Here is a 21,803-nt window from a genome sequence, read left to right as displayed (position 1 = left end):
TACGTACTACTTTATTGTTTAACATGAAAAAAACCTTGTTACTCGTTGATGGGTCCAGTTATTTGTATCGAGCCTATCACGCAATGCCAGACCTTAGGAATGCCAAGGGTGAACCCACTGGCGCGCTCTATGGCGTCATCTCCATGTTAAGGAGACTCGTGCTTGATTACAAGGCCGACTACGCAGCCTGCGTGTTCGACGCAAAAGGCAAAACGTTCCGGGACGACATTTATCCCCTATACAAAGGGCATAGGCCCTCTATGCCTGACGAGCTAGCAGCACAAATCGAGCCTATCCATCAGGCTGTAATCGCGCTGGGATGGCCTGTGCTGGCCGTGCCCGGGGTCGAAGCCGACGATATCATCGGCACACTGGCCTTGCGTGCGACCCTGGAAGGCGTCCACACTATTATCTCCACAGGCGACAAAGATCTGGCGCAGCTAGTGAACGACGATGTTGAACTTGTCAACACCATGACCAATGAACGGCAGGATGTCGCCGGTGTTATTGCCAAATTCGGGGTAGGCCCCGATCAAATCGTCGATCTGCTTATGCTGACTGGCGATGCGGTCGATAACATCCCCGGGGTACCGAAAGTGGGTCCGAAGACTGCCGTCAAATGGCTTACTGAATATAAAACGATCGACGCACTGGTACAGAATGCGGCGGCCATTAAGGGGGTGGTTGGCGATAACTTGCGTACAGCGTTGCCAAATTTCGACATGACCCGGCGGTTACTTACCGTTAAGACAGACTGTGAAATCCCCACGCTGGCGCATGGGCTTGCCGATCTTATGCCCAAACCTCTGGACCGTGATGTCCTGCTTAAGCTGTACGACAATTATGGCTTTCGCAATTGGCTCCGCGAACTTAGCGGCGAGAGCGACCGCATCCCGACTCAAGACAGCCGGCAGGCCGCCCATGTGCCAGAGGCTCCGCTAGAGACGCGTTATGAAACCATTCTGGACTGGGATCACTTTGATCGCTGGATGGCACAGATCGAAGCGGCTGACCTGGTAGCGCTTGATACCGAAACGACTTCGATCGACCCAATGTTGGCCAGGCTCGTTGGCGTTTCACTTTCTATTGTACCGGGTTTGGCCTGCTATATCCCGGTGGGCCACCGCGGGCCCGATCGGGTTCTGCAACTGCCTAAGCTCGAAGTCCTCGCCCGGCTGCGGCCTTGGCTGGAAAATTCTTCGGCTGCCAAACTGCTGCACAACGCTAAATATGACAGCCATGTTTTTGCCAACGAGGGCATCATTCTGGCCGGCATCACTGAAGACACCATGCTTCAGGCGTATGTGCTCGAATCGCATAAACGGGTCAATATGCAGGAATTGGGCCAGCGCTGGCTGGGCCGTACCGGCACTACGTTCGAAGACCTATGTGGTAAAGGCGCCAAGCAGATTTGTTTTGACGAGGTCGACGTTGACAAGGCGTCTTACTATGCCAGCGAGGACGCTGATTTCACGCTGCAACTGCATCACGTGTTGCGTCCACAGGTCGCTAAAGACCCCGGTCTTGAATCGATATACCAGTTGGAAATCAAGGCATCTCGAGTACTTACCGTCATAGAGCGGAACGGGGTGGGTATCGATGCCCATGTGCTTGCCATGCAAAGCCACGAAATAGGCCAGCAACTTATTGCTCTCGAGAACAAAGCGTATGAACTCGCCGGTCAGCCCTTTAACTTGAATTCACCCAAGCAGCTGGGGGAAATCCTGTTTCAGCAAATGAAGTTGCCGGTGATTCGTAAAACCGCCAGTGGCGCACCGTCGACTGACGAAGATGTATTAAGCAAACTGGCGCGTGACTATCCTCTGCCCGAATTGCTGCTGGAATATCGCGGCTTGGCCAAGCTCAAGTCGACGTACACCGATAAACTCCCCAAGATGATCAATCCGGCCACAGGTCGTGTTCATACTCGGTATTCCCAGGCCGCTGTCATTACGGGGCGCCTGGCATCTTCGGATCCGAACCTGCAGAACATACCGGTCCGCAATCCCGAAGGGCGACGAGTACGCACCGCCTTCGTTGCGACCAAGGGGCAAATTATCTCGGCCGATTATTCGCAAATCGAACTGCGCGTCATGGCGCACGTTTCCGATGACGAGAATCTATGCCGCGCGTTCGAGCTTGGAGAAGATATCCATCGGGCGACGGCTGCAGAGGTTTTTGGGGTAGCGCTGGCCGATGTCGCGCCAGAGCAGCGCAGGGCGGCCAAGGCGATTAATTTTGGCTTGATCTATGGCATGGGGGAATTCGGCCTGGCGTCTAGCCTGGGCATAACGCGCGATGCTGCCAAAGCCTATATTGATCGGTATTTCACTCGCTACCCCGGGGTCGCCGCTTACATGGAACAAACGCGGCGCATGGCTCGGGAACTGGGCTATGTGGAAACCGTATTCGGGCGGCGCTTGTGGTTGCCAGAAATACGTGGGGCCAAGGGGCCGAGGCTGGCTGCCGCGGAACGTGCGGCGATCAATGCTCCCATGCAGGGGACCGCAGCTGATCTGATAAAAATGGCCATGGTCGCCTCACAGGAATGGATCGAGGCTCAAGGGCTGGGCACGCTTATGGTTATGCAGGTACACGATGAACTGGTATTCGATGTGCCGACCGACGAAGTTGAAATCGTAGTGCAGCACCTGCCCGACCTGATGTGCAAGGTCGCTACCCTTAGCGTTCCACTGGTGGCCGAAGTCGGTGTCGGCCCCAATTGGGAACAGGCCCACTAATTGGTATCCAAAGCCGCCCAATAATTAAGGAGATTTCATGTCCTATTCTTCGATCACCGGAAGTGCCGAAACTGCGATACATACCACCACCGAGGGGTTGCGCCACGGGGTGGTCGATATGCCTACCTTCGATGGCACCATCCCCGCGTATTTTGCCGCGCCTGCCGACAAGGCGCGGCCTGCGCTCATCCTGGTTATCCAAGAGATATTTGGTCTGCACGAGCACATTCGGGATGTCTGCAGGCGCTTTGCCCGGCAAGGATATATGGCCGTTGCGGTTGATTTGTATCACCGTCAGGGCGATGCCGCTCAGTACAGTGACATGTCAATGCTGATCAATGACATCGTATCGAAGGTGCCGGACGAACAGGTGCTCGCCGATTTGGATGCGAGCGTCAAGTGGGCCGAAACACAGGGCGCCGACAGCGCCCGCATCGGGGTCACGGGATTTTGTTGGGGTGGCCGACTAACGTGGATGTATGCGGCTCATAATGCTGACTGCAAAGCAGGCGTCGCATGGTACGGAAAACTGGCGGTGGGTCATGGGCCCCTACAGCGTAGAAACCCAATTGATATCGCCAACGAGCTAAAGGCGCCGGTACTTGGCTTGTACGGCGGCCAGGATGCCAGTATTCCGCTTACCGACGTCCGGCGCATGCAAGACGCACTCAAGACGGGAAGTGCCGCCGCTCGGGCTTCAGAAGTCGTTGTCTATCCAGAATCGGGTCACGCATTCTATGCTGATTACCGTCCTAGCTATAACGCTGGCGATGCGCAGGATGCGTGGTTAAAGGCCCTTTCCTGGTTCAAGAAGTATTTGGTCTGATCGAGGGTAAGGCGATCTCGCGCTTTGGTTTACGCCAATTCCGGGGCATCGCCATTATCGCGCAGGCGATTGGGCAGTAGTTCGTTGTTTTTCGCGAGGATAGGATACGCTGAGGCTTCCACCATGTACGAATTGATGGTTTTTACATCGCGCAAAATGTCCAGATAAAACGAGCCGACTTCTGCCTGGTCGAGACGTCCGGACTTTATGTCTCGAAGGTGCTGATCTGCGGCACTGCTTTCCAGCTCCCGGAAGTGGTCCTTTTCAAACGCAAGGTATCTTGCGCTTTTGATGTCTTCAGATACGAACAGTGCGGCTGTCTGGCGCTGGTTGCGTATTAGTCTGTCAAGCACCTCGGTAAGTTCTTCCCGTTGTTGATTCGTGAACGACCACCCCTTTTTGTAAAGTGCGGCAGCGTGCCCGAGCAGACCGCTCGTGGTCATGCTGGCAGCGTGAGCGATATTGGCAGAGAATGCCAGAATTTCATCGCGCCGACGATGATCTTCTTTATTCATGGCATCCTGATCCAGCGTTGCCAAGTAGGTCGTGATCAGTCGGTCGAGTCGATCGATGGCGCTGTTAAGGTAGCGCGCCTGGGCCAGCCGATGGCGATTATCGCGTAAGAAGGCGGCGCGTGCCATGCCAAGCAGGCCCTGCAGCATATCGGCCAGGCGTAACGCTTCCCTCGCGGCGTTGCCCAGCGCTATGCCCGGCACCTCGTGTGCCAGCTCATCGAGGTACAAAGGACGCGATTGATCGTTCGGGTCGGCCCGCTTTGGCAGCAGCCGTATCATCAGCCGCGAATAGGGGGTGAGCAACGGCAGGAAGATCAGCGCGATGACAATATTGAAAAGGGTATGGAAATTTGCCACTGCACGCGCCGAATCGTGTGTCAGCATGCTCATCATGGAAGGCAGCCACGGTAATATCATCAAGGCCAGCACGCAGCCGGCCACCCGGGTGCCTAGATTGCCCAGTGGTAATCGGCGCGTAGCAGGATCTTCGGCACTGCCGCCCTCAAGAATGGGATTGATCGCTGTGCCCAGATTTGCGCCCAATACCAGGGCAAACGCCAAGGGCGCATCTACCAGATGGTGGGTGCTAAGGGACATGATCAGCACCACGACTGCCACGCTGGAATGCGCCGCCCACGTCAGCACAGCAGCCAATAGCAATGCGATAACGGGTTGATCGCTTAACGCGTCAAGCAGAATCTTAAGCAGCTCGGCATCTTTTAAGGGGCTAAATAGCAGAACGAGTTCATGCAGGGCCAGCAGCAGCAGGCCCAGTCCGATGAAGACGCGCCCTAAATCGCGTCGGCGGCTTGGTTGATGTCGGCGAAACAACCATACACCCACCAGTATGAAGGCCGGGGCCAACGCTGTGAGGTTGAATGACAATAACTGGACAATGATGGTGGTTCCGACATTGGCGCCCAGCATGGCGGCCAGTGCTGGTGCCAAGGCAACCATGCCGCCCGCAGCAAAGCTCGTGATCATCAGGCCTGTAGCCGTGCTGCTTTGTATAGCCGAAGTAATGGCCAAACCAGTGAATAAGGCACGCATGCGCGTGCCTAATGCCCGTCCCATCCATACGCCCAGTGCCGTACCAAATGCTCGCTGAACTCCGGTTTGTACCATGTGCACGCCCCATAGCAATAATGCTATGTAGCCGCCGAAGTTCAGGATAGCAAATAGTTCTTTCATGGCTGCATCATAAACCAGCCATTAGAACTTAAACGTGCGGTGCTACTTGCAAGGCATGAATTCGTGCTTCGATGGGTGGATGCGAAGCAAACATTGCGCTGATCGAGCGATTTCCCGAGATGCCTGATGCCTGAAAGGCCTTTGGCAATTCACCGGCTTGGACGCCGCCCAAGCGAGCTAGAGCACGGATCATGGGTTCTCGCGAACCAAGCAAGCTGGCCGATCCGGCATCCGCGCGGTATTCACGATGGCGCGAAAACCAGGCAACGATGATCGAAGCCAGCACCCCAAATACTATTTCACAGACGATTACCGTGATGTAGTACCCGGCGCCAACACCTCGGTCGTTTTTGAAAATTGCCCGGTCCACGAAGTAACCGACGATGCGCGCGAAGAAAACGACAAAGGTATTGACCACACCCTGGATCAAGGTAAGCGTAATCATGTCGCCATTGGCGACGTGAGCGATCTCATGGCCCAGTACGGCGGCGACTTCCTCTTCAGTCATGCTGCTGAGCAAGCCAGTAGAGACGGCGACAAGCGCATCGTTCTTGAAGGCGCCGGTGGCGAACGCGTTGGGGGCTCCGTCGTAAATCGCTACCTCGGGGCGGCCTATGCCGGCGCGGTCGGCTAATTGGTGTACTGTGTCAACGAGCCAGGCTTCCTGAGGGGTGGCGGGTGCCTGGGGGTCGATGACCCGTGCGCCCGTACTTTGTTTTGCCATCCATTTGCTGATCAACAGCGAGATGATGGAGCCGGTGAATCCAATGAGTGCTGAAAAAATCAGCAATTGGGTGAGGTCCAGGCCGTTGGCAGTAAGGTAGCGGCCTACGCCAAGTACATTCATGGACGCACTAAGTACCACCATGACGGCGACGTTGGTAAGCAAGAATAAGAAGATTCGTTTCATATATATATGGTTTCCGCGAGCAAGCAATGGGCTTTGACTATCTATATGGAGGCCAGTTCCCATATTTAAAGCATACCCAACCGTAAATTTGGAAAAGTGCAGAGTATAGTATCGACTTTGGTTTAAAACTCAACTTCGGTCGATTGCATGCAGTCTCTGTGGATGTTACTGGCGAGTATCATGTTTGCTGGCATGGGGGCCTGCGTGAAAGTCGCCTCTGATTATGGGGCCACTCTGCCGCATGTGGTGTTGTTTCGTGGCATACCTTCGGTGCTGCTTATTGTTTTCTGGGCCCGGGTCACTCGCCGAAGCCTAAGGCCCCCCAGCTGGAAGTTGCATTTTTGGCGTAACGCTTCTGGCGTTACATCCATGTGGCTCAGCTTCTATGCCATCGCTCATTTGCCGCTGTCGACGGCGATTAGTCTTAATTACACGGCTCCCTTATTCATTGCGGGTTGGATGCTGGCGCGTGGCGGATCGCAACGCGACCCTGTCCGTATTATCGCCGTATTGCTTGGCTTTCTAGGTGTCGTTGCCGTACTGCGCCCCAGCATAGGGGCGGATCACTGGGTGGCAGCGGGCGTTGGCCTCGCAGCGGGAGCCTTATCGGCCATTGCCATGATGCAGATACGCGAATTGGGGCGCGTTGGCGAACCAGAGTGGCGCACCGTATTGATTTTTTCGTGCTGTGTGTGCTTGTCCAGTGTGATCGGCCTGGCTGCCGAAGGTTGGCATAACATTGATATCGCCGCCTGGCTGGCCTTGGGCGGGGTCGGTGTCTTGGGGCTGGTTGGACAGCTCGCCATGACGCGTGCTTTCGGACTGGGTTCCGCCTTACTGACCGCGGCACTCCAATATACAACCATTATTTTTGCCGCCATGCTGGGACTGGTATTTTGGGACGATTTGCCAGATGTGATCGCCTGGAGCGGAATGGCATTAATCATCGCATCCGGAATATTATCCATCTGGCGAACTTATAGTGAAGATCGCGTCATGCGCGGTCAAAATACGGCAGCTGTTCAGGCCGCCACCCTGCAAACCGAAGAACCGGAGGTCAGACGTGTCTGATTTATTGATTGAAGCCCACGAACTACGCGAAAAAATATCCTGCCCAGGCTGGCTGATTTTCGACGTAAGACATGATCTGATCAACCATCAGGCCGGTCGGCAAGCCTACGAGCAAGGGCATATCCCTGGGGCTCTTTACCTCGATCACGAACGTCAATTATCGGCGCCTAAAACAGGCAGGAATGGTCGCCATCCCTTGCCGGCTCGCACCGACTTTGCTGCATTCATGCGTACGCAAGGGCTCAGCCCCCAATCCCAGGTCGTTATTTACGATGGGGGAAATAGTATGTTCGCGGCACATCTTTGGTGGATGCTACGCTGGCTCGGACATGAAAAAATTCTGGTCCTTGATGGCGGCTGGTCAGCATGGGTCGGGGCGGCTGGCCCCATTGAAAAAGGTATCAACCTGCCCAAAGCGTTCGAGGCGCAGGCACTGCCCGACGCCTCTTACCCCGATCAGGCTGCCATGCCGACGGTTGATGCCCAGGCAGTGCTCGAGAACATCGATAAGCCGCGGTTCACGGTGATCGATGCCCGTGCCACCGAACGATTCAGGGGTGAAGTCGAACCCATGGACCCGGTAGCGGGGCACATACCAGCAGCGCTGAATTACCCCAGTAGTCTCAATTTACAAGAAAATGGGCGTTTCAGATCGCCCATGGAACTGCGCCGCCATTTCGAGACCTTGCTGCATGGCGTTGCGCCTGAACGTGTCGTGCATCAGTGCGGCTCTGGTATTACAGCGTGCCACAATCTTTTCGCTATGGAGCTTGCAGGTTTGTCAGGCTCGGCGTTGTATCCGGGTTCCTGGAGCGAGTGGTGCAGCGACCCAGCGCGCCCGGTGGCGCGCTCTTAGGGGTGGCCGCCGCCCATTTGGCGTCGGTACCATTCGTGGAAGTGCTGCATGCCGTCTTCCATTGGTGACTGATAGGGTCCGACTTCGTTGGTGCCGCGCTGTAATAAAGCCTTTCGGCCGGCATCCATCCGTTCGGCGATTTCGTCATCTTCGATAGCGGTTTCCATATATGCCGCGCGCTGAGCCTGTACGAATTCGCGCTCGAAGGCCACGATGTCTTCGGGATAATAAAACTCGACGATATTGACCGTTTCCTGCGGCCCAACCGGGTGCAAGGTAGACAACACAAGCACATGCGGATAAAGCTCTATCATGTGCGTTGGGAAATAAGTTACCCATACCGCCCCGAAATTTGGCGATTCGCCGCCGCGATAGTCCATGAGGCGATCGTGCCATTCGCGATAGGTTTCGGTGCCGGGCTGGCTCAATGATTTATGCACCCCGACCTTTTGCAAACTGTACCAGTCGGAAAATTTCCAGCTTAAATCATCACAGGTAACGAATTTCCCGAGCCCCGGGTGAAAAGGACCTACATGGTAATCTTCAAGATAAACCTCGATGAAGGTCTTCCAGTTGTAATGACACCGATGAATTTCTATGTGGTCCAGCACGTAATCCGAAAAATCGAATTCAGGCTGGTTGAACAACGCCGCCATGTCGTGGGCAGGGTCGCGAGGCCCTTCGAATAGCAGTCCGTGACAATTTTTCAGTGTGAATTTTTGCAGGTTCATGCAGGGTGTTTCGGGAAACTGTGGAGCCCCTAAAAGTTGTCCCTGCTTGCTGTAAGTCCAGCGATGAACCGGACACACGATATTTCCACCCGTGTCGCGCAGATTTCCGCTAGATATCGTGTTCTTCGAGGCGTCGCCCGCCAGGTCTCCCAGCATTATGGCCTGCCGGTGACGACATACATTTGAAAGTAGTTCGACACCCTGTGGGCCGCGTACCAGTGCTCGACCGGCATTTTCATGTAAAAGTGTGCGCCAGTCACCCACCTCGGGTACGAGTTTCTCATGTCCTATATATAGGGCAGAGTTCTTGAAAATGAGTTCTTTTTCCCGGGCAAATATGGTGTCGTCAAAATAGCTGCTAACTGACAATTGCGTTTGCGCCGGCGCGATATGTGCTTCTCGACCGATGTCGGTCATAGTTCCCCCCCCGCGGTGATGAAACCAGGAGGAGTGATCCTGGTGCGAAGAAAAAAAAGGCCTGGCCGATGAAATTCGAGCAGCAGAAATTGTACCCGACTTGAATGTTGCAAAACAATGGCAAGGGTCCCGCCTCAGCAATTTTCCGCGCTTCTCGTACAATTTGACGTGGATTCAAAGAAAAGTGCGGCATTACGGCACGCTTATATTCTGGAACAAGATCATGGTTGAAAAGAATTTGGACGAAACGCCTTCAACGGGTATGCCTTCCGTCGGCAACGCGGCATTACCCCAAGATTTCGAAACTGCCCTGGCGCAGCTCGAGGCATTGGTAGCTCAAATGGAAAATGGTTCATTGGCCCTGGACCAGTCCTTGGCTGCTTATGAGAAGGGGGTCGAACTGGCCAAAATTTGTCAGAAGCGGCTGGATCAGGCAGAGCAGCAAGTGAAGGTGTTGCAAGGCAATTTGCTGAAACCCTTGGCCGACACTCCTGCAGGCGACGAGGAATAAGGATGCCGCAACACTCGCTTGATTTTTCTATCTGGCTTCCAGAGCGCGCCCAGCATATCGAAAGCGTACTCGAGCAGTTTTTACCGCCTGCCTCGATCGTGCCGGAAAGATTGCACGAGGCGATGCGTTATGCTGTCTTAGGCGGCGGAAAACGAGTCCGTGCTCTGCTGGTTTATGCAGCCGGCGAGGCATCGCTGCAACCGGGCTCTGAAACTTCAGCGCAACGCATTGCACTCGACCATGCTGCCGCGGCGGTTGAGCTGATCCATGCCTATTCTCTTGTGCACGACGACCTACCCTGCATGGACGATGACTCCTTACGTCGCGGACGGCCAACGGTGCATGTGCAGTTCGATGAAGCGACCGCTATGCTGGCCGGAGACGCTTTGCAGCCTTTGGCTTTTGAATTGCTTGGAATGATGCCTATCGCGCCCGCGTTGATTGTTCAGGCTACCCAATTGATGGCACGTTCTACCGGTAGTCTCGGGATGGTAGGGGGGCAGGCTATCGACTGCGATAGCGTCGGCCAGATTCTTGTCAGTGAGCAACTGCAGCAGATGCACAGGATGAAAACCGGAGCCCTGCTCGAGGCGAGCGTTTTGCTGGGGGGCATCGTTGCTGGAGCTGGATCCGCGACGCGCACGGGGCTGGAAAGTTACGCTGCAGCCATGGGTTTGGCTTTTCAGGTCGTCGATGATATTTTGGACGTGACCTCTGACACGGTTACTCTGGGCAAAACCGCCGGAAAAGACGCGGCGGAAAACAAGCCGACTTATGTTTCCATCATGGGGCTTGATGGTTCGCGCCAATTGCTTCAATCGCTGCGCGACCAGGCACACGCTGCCTTGCTGCCGTTAGGCCCTTCCGCAGGGCGTTTGGCAGGCATCGCCGACTATATTGTGGGGCGCGACCGCTGATCCCGGTATCGTCCTGCTCCGCTTGCTGTTATTGTTGACAGTCTAAACTGCTCTTTGCACACGACTCTATAACTTGTATGACCAACGTCTCTCTTGAAAAAATTCAATTTCCGGCCGATCTGCGCCAGCTTGATCGACGCGAGCTCAAAGAGATCGCTACACAATTGCGCGAGTTCGTTCTGCAGTCCGTCTCGAAAACCGGTGGTCATCTTTCATCGAATCTTGGTACGGTAGAGTTGACTATTGCCTTGCATTATGTATTTGATACTCCAGATGATCGCATCGTCTGGGATGTCGGGCATCAATCATATCCCCACAAAATACTGACTGGCAGGCGCGATCAAATGGCGCACTTGCGCCAAAAAGAAGGCATCTCCGGCTTTCCAAAACGTAGCGAATCCGAATACGACGCTTTCGGAACGGCACATTCGTCGACGTCAATTTCGGCCGTACTGGGTATGGCAGTGGCGTCGCGCAATGCTGGTCTGGACCGGCGTCAGCATATTGCGGTGATCGGCGATGGCGCCATGACAGCAGGTATGGCCTTTGAGGCCTTGAATAATGCGGGCGTCATGCCGGACGTCAATGTGCTGGTAGTGCTGAACGATAACGATATGTCGATATCGCCGCCCGTCGGCGCGCTAAATCATTATCTGGCCCGGTTACTGTCGGGTAAGTTCTATGCTGCCGCCAAGAATGTCGGGCGCGCGGTACTTCAGCATGTGCCTCCGGTGCTCGAACTGGCACGACGTTTCGAGGGACATGCGAAAGGCATGGTCTCGTCGGCGACCTTATTCGAAGAGCTTGGCTTCAATTACGTTGGCCCCATCGATGGTCACGATCTTGATGCCTTGGTACCCACGCTGGAAAACTTGCGTGAACTGGGGGGCTTGCAGTTTATTCATGTGGTCACCAAAAAGGGGCAGGGCTATAAGTTGGCGGAAGCCGATCCCGTTCTGTATCACGGCCCCGGTAAGTTCGATCCCAGCATCGGTATTCAGAAGTCGAAGGCGCCTGCGCGGCAAACGTTTACGCAAGTGTTCGGGCGCTGGCTGTGCGATATGGCGCAAGCCGATACCCGCCTGTTCGGTATTACTCCGGCCATGCGCGAAGGCAGCGGCATGGTCGAGTTCGAGCAACGCTTTCCAATGCGTTATGTTGATGCAGGCATCGCCGAGCAGCATGCGGTAACGTTCGCCGCCGGCTTGGCGTGCGAAGGCCAGAAGCCTGTGGTCGCCATCTATTCGACATTTTTGCAACGGGGCTACGACCAGTTGATTCACGACGTGGCATTGCAGAATCTCGACGTAACGTTTGCCCTCGACAGAGCGGGCATCGTGGGCGCCGATGGCGCTACACATGCCGGCAACTACGACATTGCATTTCTGCGCTGCGTTCCCAATATGGTGGTCGCAACGCCGTCTGACGAAAACGAAGCCCGTTTATTGCTCAGCACTTGTTATCAGCACCCGGGCCCGGCGTCGGTCCGATATCCTCGTGGCGCTGGCTGTGGCGCCGAAGTGCACTCCGGCCTTGATACGATAGAGATCGGCAAGGCCATCGTAAGGCGTCAAGGCAAGAGCATCGCCATTTTGGCGTTCGGCACATTGTTGGGTGCGGCTTTGCAAGCGGGCGCCGAACTTGATGCCACCGTTGTCGACATGCGCTTCGTCAAGCCGCTCGACCAAGCTCTTTTGGCAAGCCTGGCAGAAACTCACCAGGGCTTTGTCACGATCGAGGAGGCCGCTATCATGGGCGGGGCAGGCAGCGCAGTGCTGGAATTCTTCAGTTCCCAAGGAATCGACCGGCCAGTTCAGCTGCTAGGCCTTCCGGACCAGTTTATTGATCATGGCGAGCAAGCGGTCATTCTTAGCGAACTGGGGCTAGATGGGCCAGGCGTGATGCGTTCGATCCGGCAACGGTTTTCATCTCTGCTTCCACCGCGCCTAACGTCGGTCGCCAGTTAAAATACCTAATATCATTAGGGTTAATAGGGTTATGCGGCCGTTATGTGTCGCATAATGCAGTGTTAACCGCAAACGCGTGTTCGTCGTCCGACGACCGCCATACAGGCTTTTATAATGAATATTCTGATTGATTCTGCTGTTGCCATGCCCGACGTGCAGAGCAGCGTCGATACCCGTCACATTGCCATCGAGCGCGTGGGGGTCCGTGGCGTGCGCCACCCTATGATGATCGCCGCAGCCGCTGGCGATGCGCTCCCGACCGTTGCAACTTGGGAGCTTACGGTCGCTTTGCCGGCGCACGAGAAGGGGACGCATATGTCGCGTTTTGTCGCCTTGCTGGAACGCTACCGGCAAACGCCCATGACGCCCGCGCTATTTTGCGAGATGGGCGATGCAATGCTTACGCTTTTGAATGCCGAGAAAGGCGACATGGCTGCATCGTTTCCTTATTTCATGATGAAAGTCGCTCCGGTGTCAGGCGTTGCCAGCCTGATGGACTATGAAGTCAAATGGACAGCACGGGTGCAGAACGGCGACGCTACCCAGCCGGACGTTGGCAGTCTGGTTTCGGACGGACTGATGTCCCCCGAAATGGGCCAGCCTGCTGTCGAGTTCCAGCTTTCCGTACTGGTGCCCGTTACCAGTTTATGCCCATGTTCCAAAGCGATTTCCGAATACGGCGCGCATAATCAGCGTTCGCATATTACCGTCGACGTGGTCTTTAACGACCCCTCGTGTGTGGACGTCGATTCCTTGATACGCTCAATTGAACAGCAGGCCTCGTGCGAGCTATGGGGCTTGCTAAAGCGCGGTGACGAAAAGTTCGTAACGGAACGGGCTTATGAAAACCCCAAATTTGTTGAAGATCTCGTGCGCGACGTCGCAGTGCAGCTAAAAAAGCTGCCTGGTATGCAGCGCTTCAAGATCGAGGCTGAAAACTTTGAATCCATACATAACCATTCTGCGTATGCAGTGGTTGAAGGCTGATTCAGACATTTCCAGCGGTCAGCGTAATGATATTGCGGCGCATGGGGCCGCGTGCTAAAATGCTTGGTTGTTTCTTGCTCGACTCTCTTTGTCGCGGTTATAACGACATAAGGGCGGGCTGTTCCTTTTGGCTGATCCCCGTTATTTGGGTCTTGGTTAAAAGATATCCACAAGGAGTGTAGTTTATGCGTCACTACGAAGTAGTGTTTATCGTGCATCCCGATCAAAGCGAGCAAGTGCCTGCCATGATCGAACGCTATTCGGCTGTGGTCACCAGCAATGGTGGCCAGATTCATCGTCTCGAAGACTGGGGTCGCCGCCAGTTGGCTTATCCCATTCAGAAGCTTGTAAAAGCGCATTACGTTTGCTTCAACATCGAATGCGGCCAGACAGTGCTCGACGAACTCGATCACTCGTTCCGGTACAACGACGCCATTTTGCGCCACCTGCTTATCAAGACCAAGAAAGCGCATACAGCGCCTTCGTTGATGATGAAGTCGGTCGAGCGCGAAGAGGCCCGTAAGGCAAGCACAGAAGCCGCACCGGCAACACAATCGGAATAAGGGCCTGTGTCTCGAGCTACAGCGTGAATCAGATTTTTTTGACTGCTACAGCCCTGGAGGTCAAGCCGTTACGGTATACCCCAGCGGGCTTGCCCGCAGTTGAAATGATGCTCACTCACGAATCAGAAGTCCAGGAAGCCGGTCATATGCGCCGGATCGAATTGGTACTTTCTGCCGTTGCTCTGGGAGACATCGCTTTGTTGTTGGCCGATACCCCCTTGGGTGCGTCCATGTCGATAGAGGGTTTTTTAGCCCCCGTTCGCAAGGGCTCAAATAAGTTGGTGTTGCATATACAACAGGCGAATCGGGTTTTTGCCGGCGGCGCAAGCGCCGTTGTGTAGCAGGAATTCATGGCAAATTACTGCGCGAGCGAATAAACGCTCGATGCATGGACCATACAGCTTGGGCTAAGCCCAAACATTAAAGAGGCACATTATGGCTTTCTTCAAAAAAGGCAAAGAAAAACGCAAGTTCACGCAACAAAACCCGCTGTTCAAACGTCGCAAATTCTGCCGTTTCACAGCCGCCAATGTTGACGAAATCGATTACAAAGATCTCGATACCTTGCGTGATTTCATCCAGGAAAATGGCAAGATCATTCCTGCCCGCTTAACCGGTACCAAGGCACATTACCAACGTCAGTTGGACACAGCTATCAAGCGTTCGCGCTTCCTGGCTCTGTTGCCTTACACCGATAACCACAACTAATCCGGGGCCTATCGTCATGCAAGTTATTCTGCTCGAAAAAGTCGTTAATCTGGGTAACCTCGGTGAGGTTGTCCGTGTACGCGACGGTTACGCTCGCAACTTTCTGATTCCCCAGAGAATTGCCCGCCGTGCTACCGAAACCGCATTGAAAGAATTCGAAGCCCGCCGTGCGGAACTCGAAAAGATCCAGGCTGACAAGCTTGCTGTTGCACAGGCTACTGGTGAAAAGCTGGCTAACCTGGTGCTTACTGTTTCCCAGAAGGCCGGTGTTGATGGCCGCCTGTTCGGTTCGGTAACCAGCATGGACATCACTGCGGCCCTGAGCCGTGAAGGTTTCACTACCGTCGAAAAATCGCAAGTGCGTTTGCCCGACGGCGCGCTCAAAGCAGTTGGCGAATTCCCCGTCTCCATTGCTTTACACGCCGATGTCGTAGTGGATATCACGGTACGTGTACAAGGCGAAATGGCCTGATTCACATCAGCCACGTGGTACATTCCTTGGTTCTGGAATGTACACCTCGCCCGCATGAAACAGAAAGCCGGTGTATACCGGCTTTCTGCATTTTTTGATCAGGTTTGTTCCGGAGTATGGATTTGGACAGCAAGAAGAAAAGCAGCGACGCGCAGTTAGACTATTTGCGCGTTCCCCCACATTCGGTCGAGGCCGAACAATCCGTGTTGGGCGGTCTGTTGCTGGATAATGCTGCCTGGGACCGTATCACCGATGTGCTCAACGAAGACGATTTCTATCGCTTCGACCATAAAATCATATGGCAACATATTACCCGCCTGATCGGATTGGCGCGGCCAGCCGATGTGGTGACGGTCAACGAATCCCTGGCTAGTGCTGGAAAATCGGACGAAGTAGGCGGGCTGGCCTATTTGAATGCCCTGGCGCATAACACGCCATCGGCCGCAAACATCCGACGCTATGCCGAAATTGTTCGCGAACGGTCCATGTTGCGTAAACTGGTGTCGGTGGCCGACGAAATTTCCGCTGCGGCCTTCAACCCGCAAGGCAAGGAAGCTCGTCAGTTGCTTGACGAAGCCGAGTCCCGCGTTTTTCAGATTTCTCAAGAAGGGTCACGCGGCACGACAGGGTTCCAGGATATCCAGCCCTTGCTCACCCAGGTCGTCGAGAAAATCGACGAGCTTTATCATCGCGAGGGTGATTCCGATATCACAGGTGTGCCCACTGGCTTTACCGATCTCGATCGCATGACTTCTGGTCTGCAAGCGGGTGATCTGGTTATTGTGGCCGGGCGGCCTTCCATGGGCAAAACCTCGTTTTCGATGAATATCGGCGAGCACGTTGCGATCGAGCAGGGCTTGCCCGTGGCGGTGTTCTCGATGGAAATGGGTGCAGTGCAATTGGCAATGCGTATGGTCGGTTCGGTCGGAATGCTGGACCAGCACCGCATGCGCACCGGCAAGCTAACGGCCGATGACTGGCCTAAGTTAACCCATGCCGTCCAGCAAGTACAAGAAGCACAGATATACATTGACGAGACGCCGGCTTTAACTTCGATGGAAGTGCGGGCCCGGTCTCGGCGGCTGGCGCGCCAATGCGGCCAGCTGGGCCTGATCATTATTGATTACATGCAATTGATGTCGGCCAATTCCTCTGGGGAAAACCGTGCGACCGAAATATCGGAAATCAGTCGTTCGCTTAAGGGGCTCGCAAAGGAACTTCAGTGTCCGCTAATCGCCTTGTCGCAGCTGAACCGCAGTCTTGAACAACGTCCTAACAAGCGCCCCGTAATGAGCGACTTGCGGGAATCTGGTGCTATCGAGCAGGATGCCGACCTGATTCTGTTTATCTACCGGGACGAGGTCTATAACCCCGATTCTCCGGATAAAGGTACGGCCGAGATCATCGTAGGCAAGCAACGTAACGGTCCAATCGGAAGCGTGCGCCTTACCTTCCAGGGCGCCAGCACCAGGTTCTTGAACTTCACCTCAGGAATGGGATAAGCGCCGTGCAAACGCCCCGGCAATCATTGCGCAGACAATAAGCTGTATCTGGTGAAAAATCATCACCGGCAACACCACGGCACCCACTGCACTGCTGGCAAACAAAATGTTGGCAATCGGGATGCCGCTAGTCAGGCTTTTCTTGGATCCGCAAAAGATCAGGGTGATACGGTCTTCAAGGGCAAACTTGAACAGGCGCCCGAGTATCAAAGCCATCGCCAGCACCAGTCCCAGCAAGATCAAAGAAATAATAACCAGCGCTATCAGTGACGACAAGGGCGTATTTGACCAGAGTCCGCCGATAACGGCTGCGGAAAATGCGGTGTACACCACCAGTAGAATGGATCCCTGGTCGACGACTTTGAGCATCCGATTGCGTTTGATGACCCATGCGCCTATCCATGGTCTGGCAAGCTGCCCCAGCACGAAAGGCAGGAGCAATTGCAGCATGACCTTACCGATCGAGTTGAAAGAAAAGGGCAGATTCGCCGCATTGCTTCCCGCCAGAACAAGTCCAACTAATATCGGGGTGATGAATACGCCAAGAAGACTTGATGCCGAAGCACTGCAAACGGCAGCGGGAACATTGCCGCGCGCGATCGACGTGAAGGCGATGGCTGATTGCACCGTTGCGGGCAGGCAGCACAGGAACAAAATGCCGGTGTAAAGATCGGCGGTGACATAGGGCCTGAATAGCGGTCCTGCCAGAAGGCCCAATGCCGGAAAAACGAGAAAGGTCACCGCAAATATCGTACTGTGCAGGCGCCAATGTGAGGCCCCGGCAATGATGGCCTCTCGCGACAGGCGTGCGCCATGAAGGAAAAACAACAATGCAATCGCCAGGTTCGTCGCCCAGCCGAAAATAGGTTTTCCTATGCCGTGGGCAGGAATAAAACTGGCCAACAGGATGGCGAGAAATAATTTTACAAGGAAGGGGTCAATTGAAAAGCGTGGCTTCATTCGATCAAATTCGGGTTGTTAGGGGGCTTAGAGCTGAAGAACTGCAGTCTTCGTTCACAGGCAAGCGCCTTTGTCAGGCGTCATGACTAGCGCCAAGTCGTACGCCGTGCGTAAGGAAGTGGCATCTGCGATGCCTTGGCCGGCAATGTCGAAAGCGGTGCCGTGATCGACACTGGTACGTACGAACGGCAACCCAACGGTCACGTTGACCCCATGATCCACTCCCAGGTATTTGACCGGTATCAGCCCCTGATCATGGTATTGAGCCACCACGATATCAAACTCGTTGTTACGGGCGCGCATAAATATGGTGTCGCCCGGCCACGGCCCACTTGCATTGATTCCTTCGGAGCGGGCCTGGTCGATGGCGGGAGTGATCACGTGCAATTCCTCTTTCCCAAAACGTCCGTCTTCGCCAGCGTGAGGATTAAGGCCCGCTACGGCTACGCGCGGGCTCGCGATCCCGGCTTGCTGACAAGCCTGATGTGCCAAGCGTATGGTATTGAGTTCAGTCTCGAAAGTAATGAGCGACGAGACATTGGCAAGCGGTTCGTGAATGGTGGCCAGAATGACTCGCAGTTCGGGATTGGCCAGCATCATGGCATAGTGCGACGTTCCGGTGCGTTCAGCCAGAATCTCAGTGTGGCCTGGGTAATCGGCGCCGCCAGCCTGCATGGCTTTCTTGTTGAGCGGAGCAGTCACGATGGCGCGTAATCGGCCGGCCTGGGCGTCATCAATGGCGTGGCACAGGTATTCGTAGGCGGCCCGGCCTGCCGCCGCGCTTAGCTGGCCTGGTGGTAAATCGGCAGGCAAGGCTTGCCAGCGATTCAGTACCGGAATGACCCCGGCCCGATTCACGGTCAGTTCGGCGTCACTTACCGTCTCGACCCGCATCGTCTCAGACCAGCCTAATTTTCTGATTGCCGCGTCCAGAATAGCGGCATCGCCATAGACCAGGGCAGGATGGGGCAAGCCGGCAGCGAAGACTTTCACGATGATCTCGGGTCCAATGCCGGCCGCATCGCCCATGGTGAATCCTATCGGTAATGACGTAGTAAGGCTCATGCTGGCAGTGTAAAGAAAACCCGGGCGTTTTGCCCGGGCTGTTGAAGCGGATGAACGAATGCCTTGGCCTTTAGAGGGCTTCGCTGGCGTAGTCGGCCAGCCGTGAACGCTCGCCGCGCTGCAGTGTAATGTGACCGGCATGCGGCCAACCCTTGAAACGATCGACGACGTAAGTCAGCCCGGAGCTGCCTTCGGTGAGATACGGAGTGTCAATCTGGGCAATATTGCCCAGGCAGACGATCTTTGTTCCAGGCCCAGCACGCGTGACCAAGGTTTTCATCTGTTTGGGTGTGAGGTTTTGTGCCTCGTCAATAATCAGCATCTTGTTCAAGAACGTGCGCCCGCGCATGAAATTCAAGGACTTTACCTTGATTCGCGACCGGATGAGTTCCATGGTCGAGCTTTTAGTCCAGTCTTGGCCGCCAGTGTTAGGAGCAAATTCGCCCGTGCCGGCACCCAGGTGCAGGACTTCGAGGTTGTCTTCCAGGGCCCCCATCCAGGGCAGCATCTTTTCTTCTTCGGTGCCGGGCAAGAAGCCGATATCGTCGCCAACCGGAACCGTCGCCCGGGTGATGATGATTTCGTTATATCGCTTGGTTTCCAAGGTCTGTGTCAGCGCTGCGGCAAGGGCAAGCAATGTTTTTCCGGTTCCAGCCTGTCCCAATAATGATACGAAATCGCAGTCAGGGTTCATCAGTAAGTTCAAGGCAAAGTTTTGCTCGCGATTGCGCGCCGTAATGCCCCATACGTTGTTTTTTCCATGACTGTAGTCGCGTAGGGTGGCCAATACCGCGCTTGTGCCGCTGACCTCTTTTACCTGTGCCTGAAGTGGAAGCTCACCGTCGAAATACACGAATTCATTGACAATGAACTCGGAGCACAAAGGCCCTTTTATTCGATAGTAAGTTGTGCCGCCCTGTAGCCAGGACTCAACGTCTTTGCCATGCTTTGCCCAAAAATTCTCGGGCAAGGGCATCACGCCGTCATAAAGCAGATCGGAGTCATCCAGGACGTGATCGTTCAGGTAGTCTTCGGCGGGCAGGCCCAAAGCACGTGCCTTGAGTCGCATATTGATATCTTTCGATACCAGGACAACCTGGCGTTTCGAATATACCGCCTGCAGGGCGTGGACTACATTCAGGATGATGTTGTCGGCCTTGCCCGGTGGCAATTCTATGGGCAAGGTCGAGTACAGGGCCGTGGTCTGAAAATGGAGCTTGCCCAATGCTTCCACATTGCCCACGGCGTCTAACGATACGCCCTTATCGAGCTCGTTGGAATTTGCCACCAGACCGTCCAGAAAACGGCTGACCTGACGGGCATTACGCGCAACTTCGGACATACCTTTCTTCTGATGATCGAGTTCTTCCAATACGATCATGGGCAGGAAAATGTCATGTTCCTCGAACTTGAATAGGGAGTTCGAATCATGCAGCAACACGTTGGTGTCCAGCACAAACATCTTGCGCTTGGCCACGGGCAGGCGAGTCTTCTTGGCCGGCCGGGAAGTGACTACCGCCAACGTGGGCGGCTCCGGTACCGGAGGGGCGATTGGAAGTGATGTTGCCTTGGCTTGTGCTTCACGTTTGGCCTGCGGCTCACGCGTGATGGCAGCTGCGGGAGCCTCTGCAACTTCTGACGCGTCGGCCGCCTCGCGGTAGGCGTCAGCAGTGACCATGGCTCCCATACGGGTTGGCAACTTAGGTAGCGGCATAAAGTGTGTGCTCCTGGACGGACTTGAAAGTGAATGCGGAAAACGGTCTTGGTTGCCAGGCAGTCTGGGAAAGAAGTGCTTCAGGCCTGCTCTTGGGCGGCCTGCAATACCTCGTCAACATGGCCAGCAACTCGCAGGCCACGCCATTCCTTTACCAAAACCCCTTGCTTGTTAACCAGGAATGTACTGCGTTCTATTCCTCGTACCTGTTTACCGTACATATTTTTCAGTTTCATGACGTTGAACAACTGGCAGAGGGTCTCGTCAGGGTCGGAAATCAACGGAAAAGGCAGGTTTTGTTTTTCGGTGAAGTTCGCATGTGATTTAAGCGAATCACGAGATATTCCTACGATCTCGCACCCTGCAGCAGCAAAGTTCGGGTACAGGTCTCTGAATCCTTGCGCTTGGCTAGTACAACCGGGGGTACTGTCCTTGGGATAAAAATACAGAACGACTGAACGGCCATGCAAGGATTCTGTACTGAGCTCACCGTGTGTACTGACGGCCGTAAAGGATGGTACAGCCTGGCCAACTGCGACTTCGCTCATGCGTTTTCCTGAAGGGGTAGAAGGGCGGCAATTACGCGGCGTCCCTCGGACATTAGAATATTATAGGTACGCGCCGCTGCCTGGGTGCTCATCGCTTCCACGCCTATACCGATTGCCAGTAAAGGGCCGGTAATATGGGCAGGCAGCATGTGCTGCTTTAGCCCCGTACCTATCAGCAGTACCTCGGGGGCGTCTTCGGGTTTTTGCGCTGCAACATTCCCATGCAAGAAAGCCATAGGATCAGGGGTGGTGTCGCTGAGTCCGGCCAGGGCACGCAGCACATCGGCGCTTATGTCTTGAACAGTCTTGACTGACCAGGCATGAATTTCGCCTTCAGGCGCGAAATGCACGGCATGCCCATACGAAATCTGATTGATCTCGATATAGTCCTCTCCGTACGCGGTTACCGTGTTCAGCGCCGGATTAGATTCGCTTTGTAATTGCACGCAGAAACTCCAGAATTCTAGGGATCGCCAGGTTGCGGCTGATCGTGCGAGAGGGCGGACCTATGCACTAGCGCCTCTCGCAACGGTGCCTATCGATAAAGATCATAGCGCAAAGCCGGACCGACTTTAGCGATTTCCGGTTTTTTTCGGATCGTTTAAACTGTGAGGACGGCTTGAGCATGTCC

Annotated in this window: 21 protein-coding genes; 13 read left to right on the top strand and 8 right to left on the bottom strand. The window is 54.8% G+C overall.

Annotated features, from left to right (window positions below; all coding sequences use genetic code 11):
* Positions 1-23 precede the first annotated feature (23 nt).
* The gene (polA, locus tag EKL30_RS07790) at positions 24-2,741 is read left to right on the top strand and encodes a DNA polymerase I (protein ID WP_126706662.1); all 2,718 of its coding nucleotides are present in this window, start codon (positions 24-26) and stop codon (positions 2,739-2,741) included.
* A gap of 37 nt (positions 2,742-2,778) precedes the next feature.
* Positions 2,779-3,567 carry a dienelactone hydrolase family protein gene (locus EKL30_RS07785; RefSeq protein ID WP_126706661.1) on the top strand — a complete coding sequence of 263 codons (789 nt, stop codon included), beginning with the start codon at positions 2,779-2,781 and terminating at the stop codon, positions 3,565-3,567.
* Positions 3,568-3,596: 29 nt separating this feature from the next.
* Here EKL30_RS07785 and EKL30_RS07780 read toward each other — a convergent pair whose 3' ends face one another.
* Together EKL30_RS07780 and htpX are read right to left on the bottom strand one after the other, a co-directional pair.
* The gene (locus EKL30_RS07780; protein ID WP_126706660.1) at positions 3,597-5,273 is read right to left on the bottom strand and encodes a Na/Pi cotransporter family protein; all 1,677 of its coding nucleotides are present in this window, start codon (positions 5,271-5,273) and stop codon (positions 3,597-3,599) included.
* Positions 5,274-5,301: 28 nt separating this feature from the next.
* Positions 5,302-6,183 carry a protease HtpX gene (gene htpX, locus EKL30_RS07775; protein WP_126706659.1) on the bottom strand — a complete coding sequence of 294 codons (882 nt, stop codon included), beginning with the start codon at positions 6,181-6,183 and terminating at the stop codon, positions 5,302-5,304.
* 147 nt (positions 6,184-6,330) lie between these two features.
* On the opposite strand from htpX, the gene EKL30_RS07770 reads away from it, so the two are divergent.
* Together EKL30_RS07770 and EKL30_RS07765 are read left to right on the top strand one after the other, a co-directional pair.
* Positions 6,331-7,254, top strand: a complete 924-nt coding sequence (locus EKL30_RS07770) for a DMT family transporter (protein ID WP_126706658.1) — start codon at positions 6,331-6,333, stop codon at positions 7,252-7,254.
* Entirely contained in the window at positions 7,247-8,110 is an 864-nt protein-coding gene (locus EKL30_RS07765) for a sulfurtransferase (RefSeq protein ID WP_126706657.1), read from the top strand. Before EKL30_RS07770 ends, EKL30_RS07765 begins: the two co-directional genes overlap by 8 nt.
* Here the strand turns inward: EKL30_RS07765 and EKL30_RS07760 are convergent.
* Positions 8,107-9,258, bottom strand: coding sequence for an aromatic ring-hydroxylating dioxygenase subunit alpha (locus tag EKL30_RS07760; RefSeq protein WP_126706656.1), 1,152 nt, complete (start codon positions 9,256-9,258; stop codon positions 8,107-8,109). The genes EKL30_RS07765 and EKL30_RS07760 overlap by 4 nt on opposite strands.
* 223 nt (positions 9,259-9,481) lie before the next feature.
* Between EKL30_RS07760 and EKL30_RS07755 the strand changes: the two genes are divergently transcribed.
* From EKL30_RS07755 to EKL30_RS07715, 9 genes are all read left to right on the top strand, one after another.
* Complete coding sequence (locus tag EKL30_RS07755; RefSeq protein ID WP_370246243.1) at positions 9,482-9,769, top strand: exodeoxyribonuclease VII small subunit; 288 nt, start codon at positions 9,482-9,484, stop codon at positions 9,767-9,769.
* Between the two features lie 2 nt (positions 9,770-9,771).
* The gene (locus EKL30_RS07750; RefSeq protein WP_126706655.1) at positions 9,772-10,686 is read left to right on the top strand and encodes a polyprenyl synthetase family protein; all 915 of its coding nucleotides are present in this window, start codon (positions 9,772-9,774) and stop codon (positions 10,684-10,686) included.
* 77 nt (positions 10,687-10,763) lie between these two features.
* Positions 10,764-12,653: a 1-deoxy-D-xylulose-5-phosphate synthase gene (gene dxs / locus EKL30_RS07745; RefSeq protein WP_126706654.1), complete on the top strand. Its 1,890-nt coding sequence runs from the start codon at positions 10,764-10,766 to the stop codon at positions 12,651-12,653.
* Positions 12,654-12,767: 114 nt separating this feature from the next.
* Positions 12,768-13,640 carry a GTP cyclohydrolase FolE2 gene (gene folE2, locus EKL30_RS07740; RefSeq protein ID WP_126706653.1) on the top strand — a complete coding sequence of 291 codons (873 nt, stop codon included), beginning with the start codon at positions 12,768-12,770 and terminating at the stop codon, positions 13,638-13,640.
* 185 nt (positions 13,641-13,825) lie between these two features.
* A complete protein-coding gene (gene rpsF, locus EKL30_RS07735) occupies positions 13,826-14,203 on the top strand; it encodes a 30S ribosomal protein S6 (protein ID WP_126706652.1) in 378 nt (125 codons plus the stop codon).
* A gap of 23 nt (positions 14,204-14,226) precedes the next feature.
* Positions 14,227-14,544 carry a primosomal replication protein N gene (gene priB, locus EKL30_RS07730; protein ID WP_126706651.1) on the top strand — a complete coding sequence of 106 codons (318 nt, stop codon included), beginning with the start codon at positions 14,227-14,229 and terminating at the stop codon, positions 14,542-14,544.
* A gap of 94 nt (positions 14,545-14,638) precedes the next feature.
* On the top strand, positions 14,639-14,911 hold the full coding sequence (gene rpsR / locus EKL30_RS07725; protein ID WP_073108404.1) for a 30S ribosomal protein S18: 273 nt from the start codon (positions 14,639-14,641) through the stop codon (positions 14,909-14,911).
* 16 nt (positions 14,912-14,927) lie between these two features.
* The gene (gene rplI / locus EKL30_RS07720) at positions 14,928-15,383 is read left to right on the top strand and encodes a 50S ribosomal protein L9 (RefSeq protein WP_126706650.1); all 456 of its coding nucleotides are present in this window, start codon (positions 14,928-14,930) and stop codon (positions 15,381-15,383) included.
* A gap of 122 nt (positions 15,384-15,505) precedes the next feature.
* Complete coding sequence (locus tag EKL30_RS07715) at positions 15,506-16,885, top strand: replicative DNA helicase (protein ID WP_370246242.1); 1,380 nt, start codon at positions 15,506-15,508, stop codon at positions 16,883-16,885.
* Here EKL30_RS07715 and EKL30_RS07710 read toward each other — a convergent pair.
* The 5 genes from EKL30_RS07710 to EKL30_RS07690 form a co-directional block, all read right to left on the bottom strand.
* Positions 16,871-17,845 (bottom strand): bile acid:sodium symporter family protein, encoded by a 975-nt coding sequence (locus EKL30_RS07710; protein WP_126706648.1) that lies wholly within the window; start codon positions 17,843-17,845, stop codon positions 16,871-16,873. The two genes, EKL30_RS07715 and EKL30_RS07710, sit on opposite strands and share 15 nt — an antisense overlap.
* Positions 17,846-17,899: 54 nt before the next feature.
* Positions 17,900-18,910, bottom strand: a complete 1,011-nt coding sequence (gene pdxA, locus EKL30_RS07705) for a 4-hydroxythreonine-4-phosphate dehydrogenase PdxA (protein ID WP_126706647.1) — start codon at positions 18,908-18,910, stop codon at positions 17,900-17,902.
* A 70-nt stretch (positions 18,911-18,980) separates the two neighbouring features.
* Entirely contained in the window at positions 18,981-20,624 is a 1,644-nt protein-coding gene (locus tag EKL30_RS07700; RefSeq protein WP_126706646.1) for a PhoH family protein, read from the bottom strand.
* An 80-nt stretch (positions 20,625-20,704) separates the two neighbouring features.
* Entirely contained in the window at positions 20,705-21,172 is a 468-nt protein-coding gene (locus tag EKL30_RS07695) for a peroxiredoxin (protein ID WP_126706645.1), read from the bottom strand.
* On the bottom strand, positions 21,169-21,618 hold the full coding sequence (locus tag EKL30_RS07690; RefSeq protein WP_126706644.1) for an Mth938-like domain-containing protein: 450 nt from the start codon (positions 21,616-21,618) through the stop codon (positions 21,169-21,171). The genes EKL30_RS07695 and EKL30_RS07690 overlap by 4 nt, the downstream gene beginning before the upstream one ends.
* Positions 21,619-21,803 lie beyond the last annotated feature (185 nt).

It is taken from the genome of Candidimonas sp. SYP-B2681, assembly GCF_003971065.1.
Taxonomy (GTDB): Bacteria; Pseudomonadota; Gammaproteobacteria; order Burkholderiales; family Burkholderiaceae_B; genus Pollutimonas.
Note: the sequence above shows the minus strand (reverse complement) of the source record. Positions and strands in the feature narration are given on the sequence as shown.